This window comes from Saccharothrix sp. DSM 118769 (assembly GCF_052936295.1).
Map to the genome: position 1 here is coordinate 4,401,591 of NZ_CP193627.1, position 16,380 is coordinate 4,417,970.

Consider the following 16,380-nt stretch of genomic DNA (forward strand, 5'->3'; position numbering starts at 1 on the left):
ACCGGGGTGCCGTGCAGGGGCGAGCCGATCACCGCGGCGTCGAAGGCATCGGCGTTCGCGGCACTGCGCGACAGGCATCCACGCAACCGGCCCCGCACCTGGGGCAAGAGACCCTCGCGCGCAGCAGGGGCAGCACCAACGCCGACTCGGTGACCCGGCTGCGCGGATCACCGACCACCGCCCCGCGTCCGGTCACCGAAGCCAGCAGCCGCTCGGTCAACCGCCGCGACGCGGCGGACATCGCCGGCACCGGCCGAAGAGACGGGAACGCCGGCACCGGCAGATCGACCCCGTCGCGCAGCAGCGCCGGCAGGCTCGTCCGATCGCACACCGGCCAGGACCGCTCACGCGACGGTGCCCTCGACGCGGGCGAGGGCTCGAACACCACCGGCCGGCCCGACCCGACGACACGTCGCCCAACGAGTCGCCGACCGCCACGGACCCGGGCCAATTCACGCCCACTTCCGCGCACCCGGCCAACTCCGCGCCGCCATCGCGTCCTTCGTCGCGAGCACCCACGAGGCCACCCGACCGGTGTACGGCCCGTCTGCCGTCTCGAACCGCGTGCCCCGGAACAGCTCCACACCCAGTTCGACGGCCAAGCAGGCCGCCAACTCCTCCGGTCCGCCCGAGATCAACGCGGGCAGGTAGCCGGCGTCTTTCAACGCCACGACCAGCGGAGCGGCGAAAGGGAACACCCGCCGACGCTGCCGCGACCACATCCGAGCCGCCACCGCCGACACCGCCCGGCACGCCACACCGGTCAGCATCGCGGCGAACAATCCGTGCAACCGCCCCGCGACCACCGAATCCTCCGGCTCTCCGGTCGCCGAAGCCCACCGCAACAACGTCAGCCGATCCCGAGCCGCCAACCCGGCATCGGCTGACATCGCCGGCAAGGGAGCCTCGACCAACGTCCCGTCGACATCCAGCACCGCTACTCGTATCCCAGGAGCACTCCCGACACCTCGACGTCGTCGAGGGGGAACACGATCATCTTCACCCGAAAGAGGTCCCGATCTCGCAAGGACGCCGGTCGCCTGACCGCCCAACAGTACTGCGCCCCAAGGCAAAGGGGGCGGATGCATCGACAGGACCGCACTGCACGCGTCCGCCGGGCTGGCGACAAGCCGGATATCACCGGAGAGTGAGAATTCGCCTCATCTGTCCACCCTGAGTAGGTCCCGGCAGGACACAGTGGTGTGAAAAGCGTCCATCCTGCTGATCCGGCCCTCGTCCGGACCAGGGTGACGACACTTCACGTGGTCGATCACGCCATGGGCACACGGGACTCCACCATTTACAACATGGAGTAGCACTTTGACTACTGTGGGTTCACTCCTATGGGGAATGGTCGGAATCGCAGATGCCCGCCAGGCTCGGAACCACACGGCGTGCGGGCCCACCGGGCGGAAAACGCCGACATCGGATCAGCAGCGCACCGGTCACCGAAACCAAGCCCGCGTAACCACGCCTGTCCATGTGAGCCCGTCCCAACGGAAAGGCAACGTCGTGACCACGCCCGACGAACCCGGCGACTACGCACCCACCAACGGCATCCGACTGTGGTACCGCGACGAGGGCGACCCCTCCGGCGATCCGCTGCTGCTGATCATGGGCCTGAACTCCCAGCTGATCCTGTGGCCCGATGAGATCATCGCCGCGCTCGGCGAACGCGGCTACCGGGTGATCCGCTTCGACAACCGCGACAGCGGCCTGTCGGACAAGATCGCCGCCACCATTGATCCCGACCTGGGCAAACCGGTGTACCACCTGGTAGACATGGCCGCCGACACCGTCGGGCTGCTCGACCACCTCGGTATCGACCGGGCGCACGTGGTCGGTGCCTCCATGGGCGGGATGATCGCCCAACTCGTCGCCATCCACCACGCCGAGCGGGTCGCCAGCCTGTGCTCGATCATGAGCACCACCGGCGACCCGCGGGTCGGCCAGCCCACCTTCGAAGCCGCCCTGGCCCTGCTGGCGCCCACGCCCCCCGAACGCGACAAGGCCATCGCCCACATCGCGAACATCTACCGGATCATCGGCTCCAAGACCCACGCCGACACCGAACGCGACCGCCGCCGACAAATGGCCGAGGCCTCCTACGACCGGGGCCTGCACCCCGCAGGCGCCAAACGGCAGTTCGCCGCGATCGCGGCCGCCGTCAACCGGACCCGGGGCCTGCAGCAGCTCACCATCCCGACCGCCGTCATCCACGGCGTCGAGGACAGCCTGATCAACGTCAGCGGCGGCCGGGCCACCCACGACGCCATCCGTGACTCCACCTACCTCGAACTCCGCGACATGGGCCACGACCTGCCCCAACCCCTCTGGCCGCAGCTGATCGACACCATCGACGCCAACGCCCGCAAGACCGTCGACACCCCTGCGGCCACCGGCGCCTGACGGCCGGGTGCCGGCGCCCCGGCAGTTCCGGTCCCGGCCGCCGGGTCGGACCGACACGGCGGCGGAAGTGAAGCGCTCCGGGATCGGCGAAGACCCCGGTGCGCCCTGGGTTCACGGGGTCGCGTTTCCGGATCTCGTGCCTGTACCGCGCCGGCCACCACCCCCTGTTCAACGCCGCCACACGGCAGTGTGGCCCCGATTCCGACACAGCGAAGGCCGCCCTGGTCGGTGCAGCGCCGCGAGCGTGCTCCGGCCGACAGCCCGACGACGGCTGGACGATGACGTTGGACAAGGCCCAGCTCGACATTCGTCGTTCCCAGCTCCGAGGAGTGTGGATGGTCATGCAGGTCGGCGAGTTGCGCGAACTGCTCGAGGACGGGCAAGGACGGGAGGTGGTCTTGTCCGACTCGGTGCTCGGGGTCGGTGATCCCTTCCGCCTGCTGACCCACGACGGCGTGCTGCGGGTCGACGCCACGGCGAGCGATCCGGTGGCGCTGCGGGTCACCGGAACCACCCGCACCGCGCTCGCCGGAGAGCCGGTGCCGGTGCGCCTGGTGTTCGAGCACCACGGCGAAGCGGTGGTCCGGGTGGTCCTCGAGACCGAGCTGCCGGAGCCGGGGGTGCGTGCAGGAGATCTCGCCCGGCGACTGGGTGTCGACATGCCGGACCTGCCCGACAACGGGGTGACGCGGCTGCGGCTGGTGGCGGAGCCGGCCTTGTTGACGCTGAGCGGACTGGGGGAGCACGACCGGATGGCGTTGCTCCGCCGGGACGACGAGCGGCTGCTCTTCGTCGAGAACACCGGTTGGCGGGTGCTGTGCACGTCGAACGAACTGACCGAGCAACGGCTGGCCGAGCTGGACCTGCGTCTGCCCGCGGGGCTGGCCGCCGGGGACTGGCTCCTGCTCCCGGACGGCACGGCGGTGCCCATCCGGGGCGAAAGGGTGCGGCCCCCGCTCGACCCCCGGCGCGTGGACGGCCTCGGTCGCGCCCTGCCCGCCGCGCCCACGACGACCGGGTCGACACGGGTCGGCACCGCGAGGGCCGTGCCGACCCGTGACGGCTTCGCCGTCCTCGGCCTGCCCGGCTCGGGCCGCAAGGCGGGTTGGGGCGGCATCGGCGATGCGGCGCAGGGCAAGGGCGTCAGCATCGACCACGACGCCCCACCGCTGAAAATCGCGGGCGCGTTGAACGTCGTGCCCGCCAAGGCCCCCTACCGGGTGATCGTGGGCGGGGTGCTGCTCTGGTCGTTCAAGGCGCTTTACGGCAGCGCGATGGGTGCCGTCGTGGTGCCCGAGTCCGGTACCGCCCCGTCGTTCTTCGGGTTCGGCGCGGTCGGCGCGGACCCCGGCATCGGCATCCCGGGGCTGCGGATCAGCGGGATCGCCGCGGGTATGGGCTACAACAGCCGCATGCGGGTGCCGGGTTCGGTGGACGACCTGGACGGCTTCCCGTTCCTGCAGGCCCTCAAGGACCCGGCCGCCATCGGCGGCGACCCGGGTGACCCGGTCTCCGTGCTGGGATCCCTGGTCAAGGGATCATCTCCCTGGGTCGCCCCGAAGCGGAACGAGCTGTGGCTCGCCGCCGGACTGGCGTTCAGCGTGGCCGAAATCGTGCACGCCCGCGCCTTGGCCGTGGTGCAGACCGGCGACGAGCTCACCATCGCCCTCATGGGCTTGGGCGGCACGGAGTTCCCCAAGGGCGGTGGGAAGAAGTACGCGAAGGTGGAAATAGGGCTGTTGGCGGTCATCAAACCACGCCAGGGGGAGCTGATGATCAGCGCCCAGCTCACCCCCGACTCGTTCCTCCTGGACGAGAACTGCAAGCTGCGGGGCGGGGCGGCGCTGAAGGTCTGGTACGGCGACAACTCGCGCGCCGGCGACCTCGTCTTCACCCTGGGCGGCTACCACCCCAACTACCAGGTGCCGTCGGCGTACCCGCTGGTGCCGCGGGTGGGGTTCGACTGGGCGCTGGGTGGCAACGTCACCGTCTCCGGCGACGCGTACTTCGCCATCACCCCGGAGGCGGTGATGGTCGGCGGTGGCCTCGACGTGCGCTTCCACGCGGGCCCGGTCCGCGCCTGGTGCCTGGCCGAGGTCGATGCGCTCGTCCGGTGGAAGCCGTTCTCCTTCGACGTCGGCGTCAAGGTCTCCATCGGCGTCTCGGCCTCGGTCAAAATCCTGTTCGTCCGGATCACCATCACGGTGGAGGTCGGGGTGAGCCTGCGCGTGTGGGGCCCGCCCACCGGCGGGCAGGCCAGGATCCACCTGTGGTTCATCTCCTTCACCATCGACTTCGGCCACTCCCGCAGCGCTGTGCCGAACACGCTGGACTGGAACGGGTTCCGCGAGATGCTGCCGCCGGCCGGGAGCAACGTGCGGGTGATCCCCGGCGCCGGGCTGATCGAGGTGCCGGTTCCGGGGGGCAGCCGTTCCGGCGACGCGTGGCTGGTCTCCTCGGCGGGGTTCTGCTGCACCACCGACTCCACCGTTCCCGTCACCGAGCTGTACCTGGACGGGCGCACCGGTGCGCCCGCCGAGCGCGGCGGCACTCTGAACATCCGCCCCATGCAGGAGACCGGTCGCACCAGCGTGCAGGTCGTCTCGCTCACCCGCGACGGAACCGAGCACAAGCTCACCGCGTGGTCGCGGATCCCGGTCACCGCCACCGTGCCCCAGGCGTTGTGGGGCACCGGCACCGGCACCACGCTGCCCACCGGCGACGGACACCTGATCAAGGATCAGCTCGTCGGGATCCGCCTGGCGTCGCCGCCGCTGCGCAACGGCACCTCCACCGGTTACATCGGCGAGGACGCCCTGGCCTTCGACCCGATCCGCCCCAACGGCCCCCGCCCGCTCGATCCCGACGCGCCGCCCACCGGTGCGGTGCCCCGACGTCCCGCCGGGGGAGGGGTGATCCGCCGCATCGTCGACACGGTAGCCGCCGACCGGCAGGTCGAGGCACGTGAGCGGCTCGCCGGCCGGCTCGCCGACGCGGGCCTGGACCTGGGGTTGCTCGACAACGACCTGAGTGCCTACAGCCGCGCCGCCGGGACCGCCTTCACCGCCGAGCCGATGCTCGCACCCGCCACCAGCCGATAAGAGGACGCACACCATGGCCACTGTCGGCCACCGCACCCGGTTCTTCGACCACCGCCTGCCGTCGCTGTCCGCGGGCCGGTACGTCCTCACCGTCGAGCAGACCATCACCGGACTCGACACCGGCAATTCCCTGCCCACCCGCCGACAACCGTTCGACGTGCGGCAGTCGCGCTTCACGGTGGATGCCGACGACATCCACGCCTGCTACCCGGTCCCCGGCGCGGTCGGCGCCTTCCACGAGGTGCTGCCGCACATCACCCTGGACACCCCCGCGCTGCCGTGGTTGCGGCAGCTGAAGGAGATCGCCGCGGAAGTGCCGTGGCTGGCGCTGCTGGTCTTCCGCGAAGGCGAACTCCCCGAGGACCCCGAGGCTGTGGGCCAGGTCGTCGTGTCCACGGTCGACGAGCTCCTGGCGGGTGGAGCCGGTCCGGGGCAGCCACCGGCGATCGGGGCCGAGAGCCTCTTCGACGACGAGCGCGAACTGGCGTGCCACAGCATCCACGTGTCCGCGCAGCTGTTCACCACCCTGTTCCCCAAGCCGTCCGAGATGGCGCTGCTCGCCCACGTCCGCGAGGGCGGACCGCCCGACGCGACGCGCAACTCCGACCCGGAGCCCGAGGAAGAGGACCTCAACGCCGTCGTTGTCGCCAACCGCTTTCCCGCCCAGTCGGGCGGGCAGCACGCGGTCCACCTGATCTCGCTCGACGGTGTCGAACCGTACCTGCGCGGCACCAGCACGCTCCCGAGCGGCGGGCTGCGAATGGTCTCACTGCACTCCTGGTCCTTCGAGGCACTCGCCGGCAACACCTCCGGGTTCGGCGGCTTGGTGCAGCACCTCGCCGCCGACCCGGCCCCGCAGCTGCGACTGCCCATCGACACCTCCGCCATGGACCCCGACACCCGGCAACGGCTCGACAGCGGCGCCACCGCGCTGCCGCACCGCCTCGAGTCGGGGGAGCGCACCGTCGGCTTCTACCGCGGCCCGTTCACCGCCACCCCCGCCCAGCCGCTGCCCCCACCCGCCGCGGCGCGCCTGGAATCCCCCGGCGAAGCGCTGATCTACCTGGAGCAGCACGGCGTCTTCGACACCGGCTACGCCGACGCGTTCAGCATCGGTCGCGTGCTCGCCCTCGCCGACGCCCCGTTCCGCACCGGACTCCTCGCGTTCCGCAAGGCCGCCCGCCGTGCCGCCCGCCGCCTGCTCGCACACCCCCGACTCGTCGACCGAGGATCCCGCGAGGCCGCCGCCCTGCTCGGGACCAACCTCGCCCGGAAGGACTTCGACCGGCTGCTGACCACCGAGGGCCGGCTGATGGACGCGCTCACCCGCACCGGCGCCCAACTCAACCAGGCCGAACGCCGCCCCGTTCCACGCCGGCCACCGCCCGCCCCGCCGAGCGCCGACGACCTGCGCACCACCTTGGCCGACGCGGACACCCGCGACGTCCTCAGCCGTGCCACCGCCACCCAACTCGACCCGGTCCGGGCCTGGCTCGACCGCCTGGTGCTGCTGGAGATGGTCCCGTTCGAGCACCTGGTGCCCGACGAACGCATGCTGCCCGAGGAGAGCATCCGCTTCTTCCACGTCGACGCGGGCTGGATCAGCGCCGCCGTCCACGGAGCGCTCAGCGTCGGCGTCGGACACGCGCTCGACGCCGACCTCAACAACCTCGCCGCCCGGGTGCGGGACGCGCCCGCGTGCGGGGTGCTGCTGCGTTCCCGACTCGTCCCGAACTGGCCCAAGACGGTCATCGCCGGATTCCGCGGCGACACCGAGCTCGAACCGGTGCGCCGGGCCGTCTACGGCACCGATGTGCTGCTGCTGCTCTACCCGCGGGTCATCGACACCTTCGCACTCGCCGAACCGCCGCAAGGACTGCACTTCGGAATCGGCCTGGGCGGCACCATCGAGCTGCGCAAACTCACCCCTCCCGACATCGGCACCCCCATGGACGACTTCCCCGACCCGCCCGGTTTCGGCCGCTTCCTGCGCCCCGCGGGCGATGTGCTCGACATCGCCGACAAGCTCGCGCCCGCGCTCGCCGCCGCACACGGCCGCGACGGGCTGTCCCCGGCGCAGTTCGCCCTCCAGATGATCAAAGCCCCGCAGTCGCAGACGTTCGACCGCCGCTGACCAGAACGGACCCCGCCATGCCCAACCCGACTCTGGTGGTCCCGGTCGAGGTGTCCGCGTTCGCCGTCAACGCGCAGACCCGCGACGCCGCCGACCCGTACGTATTCCAGCGCTGGCAGGCCAACTTCCGCGCCCTGACCGAGGAGAACAGGCCCTCCGAGCCGATGCCCTTCGACGGCACCGAGCAATGGCGGGACAAGCCCGAACGACTCGGCGTCTACCTTCAGTGGCAGCTCCCGGAGGCACTGTGCCGAGGCCACCAGGACGACGACAGCGGCGAGGTCGGCGACTTCCCGCTCGTCCCCAACCGCTGGCTGGTCACCCGCCGCGGCGCCGCCGGCATGCGGTCGTGGATCGTCGAGAGCGACCACCTCGACCCGGACAGCGGCACCGTGTCCTACCTGGACCCCGCCGCGCCCACCCCGACCGCCACCAAGATCGGGCGACGGCACGAACTCACCGCGCAGTCACCGTGGCGCGAACCCGACGGCGTCCGCGAGCCGTTCCTCACCGCCCTCGGACCGGGCCTGCTCACCTTCTCCGTCTTCCAGCCCTACAACACCAACGTGTTCTCGCTGCACGACACGCTGGAGGACGTCGAGGGCGACGCCCGGCTCAGCTACCACGTCGTCGGCTGGTACGCCGACGAGAGCAGCGACATCCTCAACAGCGGTGAGGACGTCACCGACATCCTGGACCGACTGGAGTGGAGCCTCGCCTCCACCCTGGGCAGCCCTCGCCGCTCGCTGCACGTCGGCAGCGCCCTGGGCGTCGACTGGCAGCCCGACGGCGACATCCCCGAATCCGACTGCCCCGACCCCGACGACATCGCCGTCTCCATCGGCAACAGCGCCGCCGAGGCCGCCGCCGTCCTGCAGGACACAGCCGGCGGTGCGAACGGGCTCAGCGAGGACGAGGCCCGCCTCTACCGCGGGTTCCTCCTCGGCGTCCTGGCCGAACTGGACCGGCCGGACGGGGACCTGTTCCCCGATCGCGCCGCGCACCACAACGGTTTCGGACCGGTACCCGGTGGATACGCCTGGCGCGTCGTGGACCGCGGCGCCCCCACCGGCCTGTCCGCCGGCGAGCGCGCCCGGCAACGCGACGTCGAGCAGGACCTCGTCACCGGTCTCAACGCCACGCAGGCCCGGCTCGACGCCCGCGAACGCGCCCTGGCCGACGCCCAGCAACACCTCTACCACCTGTGGGCCCTCGACCGGGAAACCCGCAAACCCCCCGAGTTCACCCGCCGCGTCGGCACCGAACTAGACCCGACGAACCCCGACGGCGCGGCGGGCGTCGTGGCCGCGCTCGCCGCCGAACTCCGCACCCTGCGGGAGGAGATCCCCTGGGCACGCGACGCCGACACCCTCGCCCGACGCGCCCACGCCTACGCCGTCGACCACGGCCTACCCGCCGGCCGCGTGCTCCAGCGCGTTCCCCTCGACCCGTACGAGCAGCACGCCGACCCCGTCCTGATGTTGCAGGGCGCCAACCTCAACGCCCCCATGACCCGCGGCAGCGCACTTCCCTGCCGCACCGGGGAACGCCTGGTCACCGCGGTCGGCTCGATCACCGCCGCGAGCGTGGCCGCAGACGTCGCCCAGGTGAACACCACCGGGCTCTCGCCGGTCGTGCCGGCCCTGCTCACCGAGTTCTGCATCCTCGACCGGGCACGCGAGAACGATGTGGACCTGGGCGGCGCCACCGGCACCCTCCCGGCCCTGGGCAGCGACCCCTGGCGGCAGCCCTGGCAACCCCTCTACCTCATGTGGAAGGCCGAGTACACCGCCCTGCCCTTCCAGGACGCCGACGGCACCCAGCGCTGGGAGTTCGACCGCTACCGGTACGGCTGGCAGGGCGGGGAGTTCGGTGACGCCATCACCGTCTCCGGACGCCAGACCCTCGCCCCGACCAGCGGCCACGACCAGGACGGCAAGTTCGCCGCCTACGCCCACGGCCGCGGCGACCTGCCGCCCGGCCTCATCGACGCGCTGCGTGCCCAGGTCCGCAACCTCGACCAGCTCTCCCAGCGCCTGGACGGGCTGAGCGCCGCCGTCGGCCAACGCGACCCGCGCGCCACCCTGCGCGCCATCGGCCCCGTCGCCGACCTCATCGGCAACGGCGACCAACTCGCCCCTGACCCCGGACCGCAACCGATCTCCGACTGGGACGAGTGGGAGCCCTCCGACTTCCAGGAACTGCGTTGCGGCCAGCTGCTGTTCACCGACCTGTCGGTCGTCGACCGGTTCGGCCGCGCCGTCAACCGCATCGACAACCGCCTGCACTTCGACCTCCACATCCCGCGCACCATGATCCCCCGGCACCCGGTCGGTGAGATCGCCGTCGACCGCTACGTCGAGCTGAGCCCTCGCCTGCTCCAACCGGCCCGGTTGCGCTTCGACTTCCTCTCCGCGCGGACCGACCAGGACGTCGCCCTCACCCCCGGCGCCAACCCGGTCTGCGCCTGGCTGGTCCACAACCGCCTCGACCGGTCGGTCGCCTGCTACGACCCGGCCGGGCACGCCCTCGGCGACCTGCGCACCGTCCTGGGCACCGACGGCGCCCGGACGGTCGGCTGGACCGCACTCCCGGACTCGCAGGCGCCCGAATTCGACCAGCTCGCCGAAGTGGCCCCGCACGCCCACCGCTTCCTCGACCCCATCCGGCGTGGCGGACCACAGGTGCTCGACACCTTCCGCGCCACCCTCGACGACGCACTCACCACCGTCGACCCGGAAGGCCCGGACGACCAGAGCCTCGCCTTCCTCCTCGGCCGCCCCCTCGCCCTGGTCCGCGCCCGCCTGGACCTCGACCTGTGCGGCCCGGTCCGCACGGACGTGACCTGGCTCAACGTCATCGACCGACCGCAGCCCCGCATGCCGCACTACGAGTGGATCGTGCGGCTGGGAGAGGCCGCGCAGACCGACGACGGCTTGATCGGCTACGCGCACAACGACGACTACGACCACTTCGAGACCATCGTGCCACCGAAAGGCGACTCCCGCGGTTACCTGCGCTACATCGACAAGGGTGAACGGTTCAGGCTCGCCTTCGCCGGCGAGAGCAGCGCGCGGGTCACCCTCCTCCTCGATCCCCGGGCGGCCGTCCACGCCACCACCGACATCCTCCCCGTCGCCGCGCTCCACGTTCCCGCGGAGTTCACCGACGCGGCCCTGACCGGCATGACCGTCAACTTCCGGGCCGGCCCGATCCTCGCCGGCAGCGCACAGGACGGTGCGACCGTCCTGCCGCACCCGGCCACCGCCACCGGCAGCTGGACCTGGGTCCAACGCACCGGCGCCAACTGGGCGGAGACCCCCATCACCGTGCCGGACCCCACCGAGCTGCCCGACTCCCACCACCCCGAAATCCGCTCGGGTTTCCTCGTCCTCAACGACGCCGCGCAATCGGCCCGTACCCGTGGAGCGCAGTCATGAGCACCGTGATCCAGAGCATCACCCACACCCCCGAGACGCGGACCACCGCGACCGCACTGGAGTTCGGTTACGACTCCGACCCGAGTCCGGTCCGGGTCTCCCCGTCCACCGGCAACCCGGAGTTGGCCAACCTCTTCATCGTCGGCAGCCGCCGCAGCCGCGAAGCCATCGAGTGCCGCAAGATCACCCTCGTCATCCCGACCGGAACCGCGTCCCCCGACCTCGCCCTGGACCTGGAGGGGATCAAGGCCCGGGTCAGCCTGGAGGACTGGACGCCCACACCGAACCCGCAGCAGAAGACCATCACCTTCCTGCCCACCTCCGGACACTCGACCATCAGCAAGGACGAGGGCATCACCATCGAGCTCCTGGACGTGCGCGTCAACCGGGAGGTCGGCGTGGCCCCGCTCCGCATCGAGACCGAACACCGCGTGGTCGGCGAACAGAGGTGGGAGACCGACACCGTCACGCTGGAGATCGGCAAGTTCCCCGCCAGCTTCTACCTGCGCAACTTCATCGCCACGCCGCTGTTGATCGACAACGGCGACGACGTGCGGCTCACCTGGGAAGCCGGCGGCTACGGCACCCTCCGGCTGCTCTACGACACCAGCGACTGCAACATGCACGGACAGGCGAGCCACACCGTCGCCGAGGTCACCAACACCACCGTGTTCTACCTGCGCGCCACCGTCCAAGTCGGCACCGGCACAGCGGAACACATCCTCAGCACCACCGTGAGCGTCCGCGTCCCAGACCTGGAGGTCGGCGACCTCTACGTCTACGGCAGGATCGGCAACCTGCGTTCGGCCACGAGGCCCGCAGGCGGTGGCTTGTGGACCGCGTCGAACGTTCCCGGTCTCTTCGGCACCCAGACACCCGGCCTTTTTCGCTACGGCAACCAACTGCACTGCGCGGGCACCGGTTTCCTCACCGACGATCTCCGGTGGATCACCTTCATCGACGGCTCCTGGGCCGACGTACCCATCCGTCTGAGTCTTCCGGTCGGAGCCGAACCCGCCTTCACCGAAGTTCGAGGCAGGGTGTGCTGCGTCTACCGAACCCCTGATGACGCGATGCACGTCACCTACGGTGAACGGGACGGCGCGCAGCTGTCCTGGAGTTCCCCCACCCGTATCACCGCAGCGAACTGGACAACCAGTCATCGGCCGGCCCTCACCAACGAAAACCCCAACTTGGTCAACTGCGTGTTCCGGCGACCGGACGGATCGCTGTACTGGGGCTCTGTTCCCACCACCGGGTCATGGTCTGCCGCCGAACCGATCGCCAGCGGCAACAAGACGACCCACGCACCGGATGCGGCCATGTGGGGCCTGATCCCGATGTGCGCGTACCGCACCGAAGACGGCTCGATCTACGTCCATGCCGTCACCATCTCCAACCCCAGGCCCATGCCCGGAGCACGCACCTCGGAAAAGCCCGCGCTGGTAATGAGCCCTGGTTTGAGGTGCGCCTACCTCGACGAGAACACCCGTCTGCAACTGCGCACGATGTCGGCGATCAGTACGTGGTCGCCACCGGTCGAGATCTCTCCTCTGCCCGCCACCACCAGCCCGTCGCTGGCCGTGCTCGACGACGTACTGCACGCCACCTTCCGGTAGCCGACCCCTTGGCCGGCATTGGTTTCCCGCGTGGTCAGCAGCAAGTAGGTGATCAGTCCACGCCCCTGGCCGAACGTCAGGTGCAACAGCCCGCCATCCGGACTGTCCGGGTTGAGCGGACCGCCCCGCTCGGGGACCGGGGTCAGGATTTCGAACGCCTCGCCGAGCGCGACAAGCGCCTCGGGCGGGAGCGCCCGGATCTGCTCCTGCGCATCAGGATCGATGTCGAGGGTGTACGCCATGATCGTCGTCGCCGCCCGGGCCACCGGCGACTACAGAACCAACTCCGCCCGCAACTCGTCCCACGACACGCTGCCAGGCCGGGGGCACTCGTACGACGGACCTCGACGGTGGTGTCCACCAGCTGACGGGCCGCCCCCCGGGTCTCACGGGTCAGCACCGCGACCCGCCGCCACACCTGCGCGGTCGACCGCAACTGGTCCAGACGCAGAGTCCGTCGGGCCGCGGTCAACGCGGCATCGAAAGCGGCATCGAACTCGTCGGCGTGCTCCGGCAGCAACGCGGCACGGATCAACTCCGGCGAACCGAACAGCGCGGCCGCCCCGCCATCACCAACCCACTCGGGCACCGACTCCAGACCGTCCACGTCCGCAGCCCGGCCAACAGGCCTGTCCCGCTCGGGCGAGCGGGCAGTCGGAGAGCTCACACACCGGATAGCAGGCCCGACCACCGCCACCGGACGCCGGGACACCATCGCGACCCGGGTGTCGCCCGCCGAGGTCCTCGCAGGAGAGCACGCCGGACGCGGTACCGGTGCGCCGACCGCTGTGCGAGGCAAGTCGTCCTCCAGGCCGCACACCTCGACCAAGGTGCGATGTCGACCACTGAGGGGTGCCGGGACGCCGCACTGCACCGCCGTCCGGGAGAACCGGGTGCTCCCGGACGCCCCAGCGCACGCCGCGTCGGTGGTCGAGCACGCCTTCCTCGCCGTGCGACGCCTGCGCACCGCCCGTTCGCCCCAGGCGGCGCGACCCGCGTCCACCGATTGGCCGGCACGTGCGCGCCCGCGGAGGCCACATGGACTCTCACTGGGCACACAGCCGCCCCGGCTACCGCCACCCAGGTGCGAGGCCTGAACAGGACGAGAGAGGAGCGGTGAAGAAGCTCTGCACCGGAGAAGGCGAACTGTTCAGCAGACTTGCTGCGTTACCGTCCCCGGCGAGGAGCGCCCGGTCCGGTCGCCGCACGCCGCGAAGAGGACGCATGGCAGGTCGTGGCCAATCCCGGCTTCTCGGCTCCGGCCGACCGCACCGGCCCGGACGTGGACCTGTACTGCCTGGCCTGCGCCTGGCGTTGTTCATGTCACTGACCTCGGCGATCGACCAGTACTCACCCGGGGGAGGGCTGGATATGGCCTGCGGCGCTGCCGGCGTGCTGTACGCCCCGCTCGGAACCGGCGCCCCCATTGCGAACCGGCCGAACAGTGGCTGATCCGACACAGCGCGAACGGGTCACCCCGCACTCCGTCGGGTTTCTACGACGGCCTGTCCGGCACGGCCTATGCGCTGGACCGTCTGGGACACCGCCAGCACGCACTCGTCCTCGTCGAGCGCGTGCTGGCCGAGGACTGGTGGCAACTGCCGTCGGACCCGCGCGGTGGCCTGGCCAGTATCGGGCTCACCTGGCCCACCTGGCGGAGTCGACACCATGGCCTGGTACGCCATGCCCTACTGCGGTGAACTCGCCTTTCCCGGTGAACAACTCATGTGCCTGTCCATGGACCTGGCCACCGGAACCACGGGCTGCCTGCTCGACCCCGGCGCGGCACTGCACCCCGACCAAGAGGGCTCGGTGTAGGTGGTTGGGGCGTGCCTCGACCCGTACACCGGCGGATCAACGAGCCGGAAGACTCCGACCTGTCGGAGGACGAGCCGGCGCGATTCCGCCGGTCGGTCAGCGGTCGAAGTGGAAGAGCACCGTCGGCTCCACCGCGCCGGGATTCCGACGACGGCACCGCCGCGAGCGGTGGATCGTGATCGCTCGGACCATCCGTGATCGCTCACGTTGAAGCTTGGCGCGACCACCGCTGCTGTTCCCTGTTCGCGATCGTGAACGACTCCGACCGAGCCTGCGCCCCCTGCTGCCGATCCGTCGCCCGTGCGTGGTCAGTTCCGTACAAGGAGCTGAAGATGTGAACTGCACAAGTCGATCGCGGATGGGTTGAAAGCATACGAAGCTCCCGGCGATGGTCTTGCTTGCTCGAGAAGTCATCCACCAGGATCGTCACCACATCTCCACCACGGTCACCACCCACGACGCCGGGTCGAAAAGAACTCGGGTGTCTGCGCCACTGCGGAACATGGCGGTGTCGTAACACCGTCGCCGCCTGCGCGACCGACCGGTATGCACCGTGCGATTCCTTCTGCCTTGGCTACTGTATCGCCGCTGCCCTGTCCGCCGCGTGCACGTCGACTCCGGATGCCGCGCCCGCCGCCGACGCCGCCGCCGCGCCGTCGGCGACATCCACGACGAGTACCGCCGCCGCGTCTGCCATCTCGCCCCGTGGCCTGGAGGTGAAGGCCGTCGAGCAGTCGGCCAGTGTGACCAACGCAGAGGGTGTCGTCCTGGGCCGATTCACGCTCGGCGCCGTCACGGTGGACGGCCCTTGCGCAGGTCGGTTCTCGCGGCCGGCGCAGCATGGGCACATGATCCTGCTCGCGATCCACCTCGACATGTCGTCGATCGTGACCGTCAACAGTCGGCCCATCCGCGCGGACGACTTCACCTCGTGGACCCGGACGGCGTCACCGCTACCAACCTCCACACCGCGGCGTCGGATGCCTGCCTGCCGGACGACGAGCGGTTGCCGGCGGGGCCGTACGAGCCGATCCGGAAGTACATCGGCTGGCTGGCCCTCGACGCTCCGCACGCGAGCGGGACGATCACCTACCAGCCCACCGGCGCGACAGGGCCTGTCAACATGAAAGGTGGCGCCGGATGGGAGTGGGTCGTACTCCCGGCGTGACACCGCGCCGCCATGTTGTCGGTTCCGTCAAACGAGTTCGAGTGACGTGCCTTGAGTGAGTTTCCACCGAACGGGCGTGGTTGAGACCGCTGTGCGACGGCCGCCGCCATCCTTGACCGACCCGTCGTCGAGGTGCTCACCGCAGGTACACCATGCCAGCGTCACTCGGGTGGGTGTTGGTCGTCAGGGTCCGCATGGTCCGCAGCTTCGGCGGTACCCAGCCACCAAGACCATCGACGGATCTGAGGAGATGACATGGACAAGGTGAAGCGCTTCATCGCGGCACTCGTTCTGGGCGCGGGCCTGGCCGCCGTTCCCGCCGCTGTCGCGTCCGCGGACGAGACCGCCCCTCGTGCCGTGGCGACGGTGACGGCTCAGGAGAACAACGATGACGACGACGGGAGCGGCAACTGGGGCTTGCTGGGGCTTCTCGGTTTGTTGGGTCTCGCGGGCTTGGCGGGCCGCAAGAAGCGCAACGTGACCGACCACAACGTGGCCGGGCGGTGACCTGACCCGGCAGAAGGACTTCCATGCGCTTCGGCAACACCAGCGTCGAATTCCTTGGTGGCCGTGCTGGCTGCCTGACGATGCTGGTGATCTCGATTCTGGCCTCGGTGCTGCTTACCGTCCTGCTGAATGCCCTCCTGTGACCACCCGTGCGAGGTCCAAGATCAGAAGAAGCAGACGCGAC

Annotated in this window: 10 protein-coding genes; 8 read left to right on the forward strand and 2 right to left on the reverse strand. The window is 70.4% G+C overall.

The features are described 5' to 3' along the window. Window positions 1-452: 452 nt before the first annotated feature. A complete protein-coding gene (locus ACRAKJ_RS19215) occupies window positions 453-1,088 on the reverse strand; it encodes a haloacid dehalogenase-like hydrolase (protein ID WP_438919806.1) in 636 nt (211 codons plus the stop codon). Between the two features lie 424 nt (window positions 1,089-1,512). Here ACRAKJ_RS19215 and ACRAKJ_RS19220 point away from each other — a divergent pair, with 424 nt between their 5' ends. From ACRAKJ_RS19220 to ACRAKJ_RS19240, 5 genes are all read left to right on the forward strand, one after another. Then, window positions 1,513-2,409, forward strand: a complete 897-nt coding sequence (locus ACRAKJ_RS19220) for an alpha/beta fold hydrolase (RefSeq protein WP_447009062.1) — start codon at window positions 1,513-1,515, stop codon at window positions 2,407-2,409. A gap of 335 nt (window positions 2,410-2,744) precedes the next feature. Continuing rightward, the gene (locus tag ACRAKJ_RS19225; RefSeq protein ID WP_447009063.1) at window positions 2,745-5,510 is read left to right on the forward strand and encodes a DUF6603 domain-containing protein; all 2,766 of its coding nucleotides are present in this window, start codon (window positions 2,745-2,747) and stop codon (window positions 5,508-5,510) included. 13 nt (window positions 5,511-5,523) lie between these two features. Continuing rightward, window positions 5,524-7,644 carry a hypothetical protein gene (locus ACRAKJ_RS19230; protein ID WP_438919803.1) on the forward strand — a complete coding sequence of 707 codons (2,121 nt, stop codon included), beginning with the start codon at window positions 5,524-5,526 and terminating at the stop codon, window positions 7,642-7,644. Between the two features lie 17 nt (window positions 7,645-7,661). Then, the gene (locus ACRAKJ_RS19235; RefSeq protein ID WP_438919802.1) at window positions 7,662-11,084 is read left to right on the forward strand and encodes a hypothetical protein; all 3,423 of its coding nucleotides are present in this window, start codon (window positions 7,662-7,664) and stop codon (window positions 11,082-11,084) included. After that, window positions 11,081-12,703: a hypothetical protein gene (locus tag ACRAKJ_RS19240; protein WP_438919801.1), complete on the forward strand. Its 1,623-nt coding sequence runs from the start codon at window positions 11,081-11,083 to the stop codon at window positions 12,701-12,703. Before ACRAKJ_RS19235 ends, ACRAKJ_RS19240 begins: the two co-directional genes overlap by 4 nt. 142 nt (window positions 12,704-12,845) lie before the next feature. Here ACRAKJ_RS19240 and ACRAKJ_RS19245 read toward each other — a convergent pair whose 3' ends face one another. Continuing rightward, complete coding sequence (locus ACRAKJ_RS19245; RefSeq protein ID WP_438919800.1) at window positions 12,846-13,418, reverse strand: DUF6247 family protein; 573 nt, start codon at window positions 13,416-13,418, stop codon at window positions 12,846-12,848. 953 nt (window positions 13,419-14,371) lie between these two features. Here ACRAKJ_RS19245 and ACRAKJ_RS19250 point away from each other — a divergent pair. The 3 genes from ACRAKJ_RS19250 to ACRAKJ_RS19260 all read left to right on the forward strand — a co-directional run bounded on the left by ACRAKJ_RS19250 (window position 14,372) and on the right by ACRAKJ_RS19260 (window position 16,196). After that, on the forward strand, window positions 14,372-14,521 hold the full coding sequence (locus ACRAKJ_RS19250; RefSeq protein ID WP_438919799.1) for a hypothetical protein: 150 nt from the start codon (window positions 14,372-14,374) through the stop codon (window positions 14,519-14,521). Window positions 14,522-15,452: 931 nt separating this feature from the next. Further along, window positions 15,453-15,689 carry a hypothetical protein gene (locus ACRAKJ_RS19255; RefSeq protein WP_438919798.1) on the forward strand — a complete coding sequence of 79 codons (237 nt, stop codon included), beginning with the start codon at window positions 15,453-15,455 and terminating at the stop codon, window positions 15,687-15,689. A gap of 255 nt (window positions 15,690-15,944) precedes the next feature. Beyond that, window positions 15,945-16,196, forward strand: a complete 252-nt coding sequence (locus tag ACRAKJ_RS19260) for a WGxxGxxG family protein (protein ID WP_438919797.1) — start codon at window positions 15,945-15,947, stop codon at window positions 16,194-16,196. The last annotated feature ends 184 nt before the right edge of the window (window positions 16,197-16,380 follow it).

What these genes read in the sequence shown, in the direction of transcription:
- ACRAKJ_RS19215 (WP_438919806.1), bottom strand. Translation starts at nt 1,088, where the DNA reads ATGCATCCGCCCCCTTTGCCTTGGGGCGCAGTACTGTTGGGCGGTCAG.
- ACRAKJ_RS19225 (WP_447009063.1), top strand. Translation starts at nt 2,745, where the DNA reads ATGGTCATGCAGGTCGGCGAGTTGCGCGAACTGCTCGAGGACGGGCAA.
- ACRAKJ_RS19230 (WP_438919803.1), top strand. Translation starts at nt 5,524, where the DNA reads ATGGCCACTGTCGGCCACCGCACCCGGTTCTTCGACCACCGCCTGCCG.
- ACRAKJ_RS19235 (WP_438919802.1), top strand. Translation starts at nt 7,662, where the DNA reads ATGCCCAACCCGACTCTGGTGGTCCCGGTCGAGGTGTCCGCGTTCGCC.
- ACRAKJ_RS19240 (WP_438919801.1), top strand. Translation starts at nt 11,081, where the DNA reads ATGAGCACCGTGATCCAGAGCATCACCCACACCCCCGAGACGCGGACC.
- ACRAKJ_RS19245 (WP_438919800.1), bottom strand. Translation starts at nt 13,418, where the DNA reads ATGGTGTCCCGGCGTCCGGTGGCGGTGGTCGGGCCTGCTATCCGGTGT.
- ACRAKJ_RS19250 (WP_438919799.1), top strand. Translation starts at nt 14,372, where the DNA reads ATGGCCTGGTACGCCATGCCCTACTGCGGTGAACTCGCCTTTCCCGGT.
- ACRAKJ_RS19260 (WP_438919797.1), top strand. Translation starts at nt 15,945, where the DNA reads ATGGACAAGGTGAAGCGCTTCATCGCGGCACTCGTTCTGGGCGCGGGC.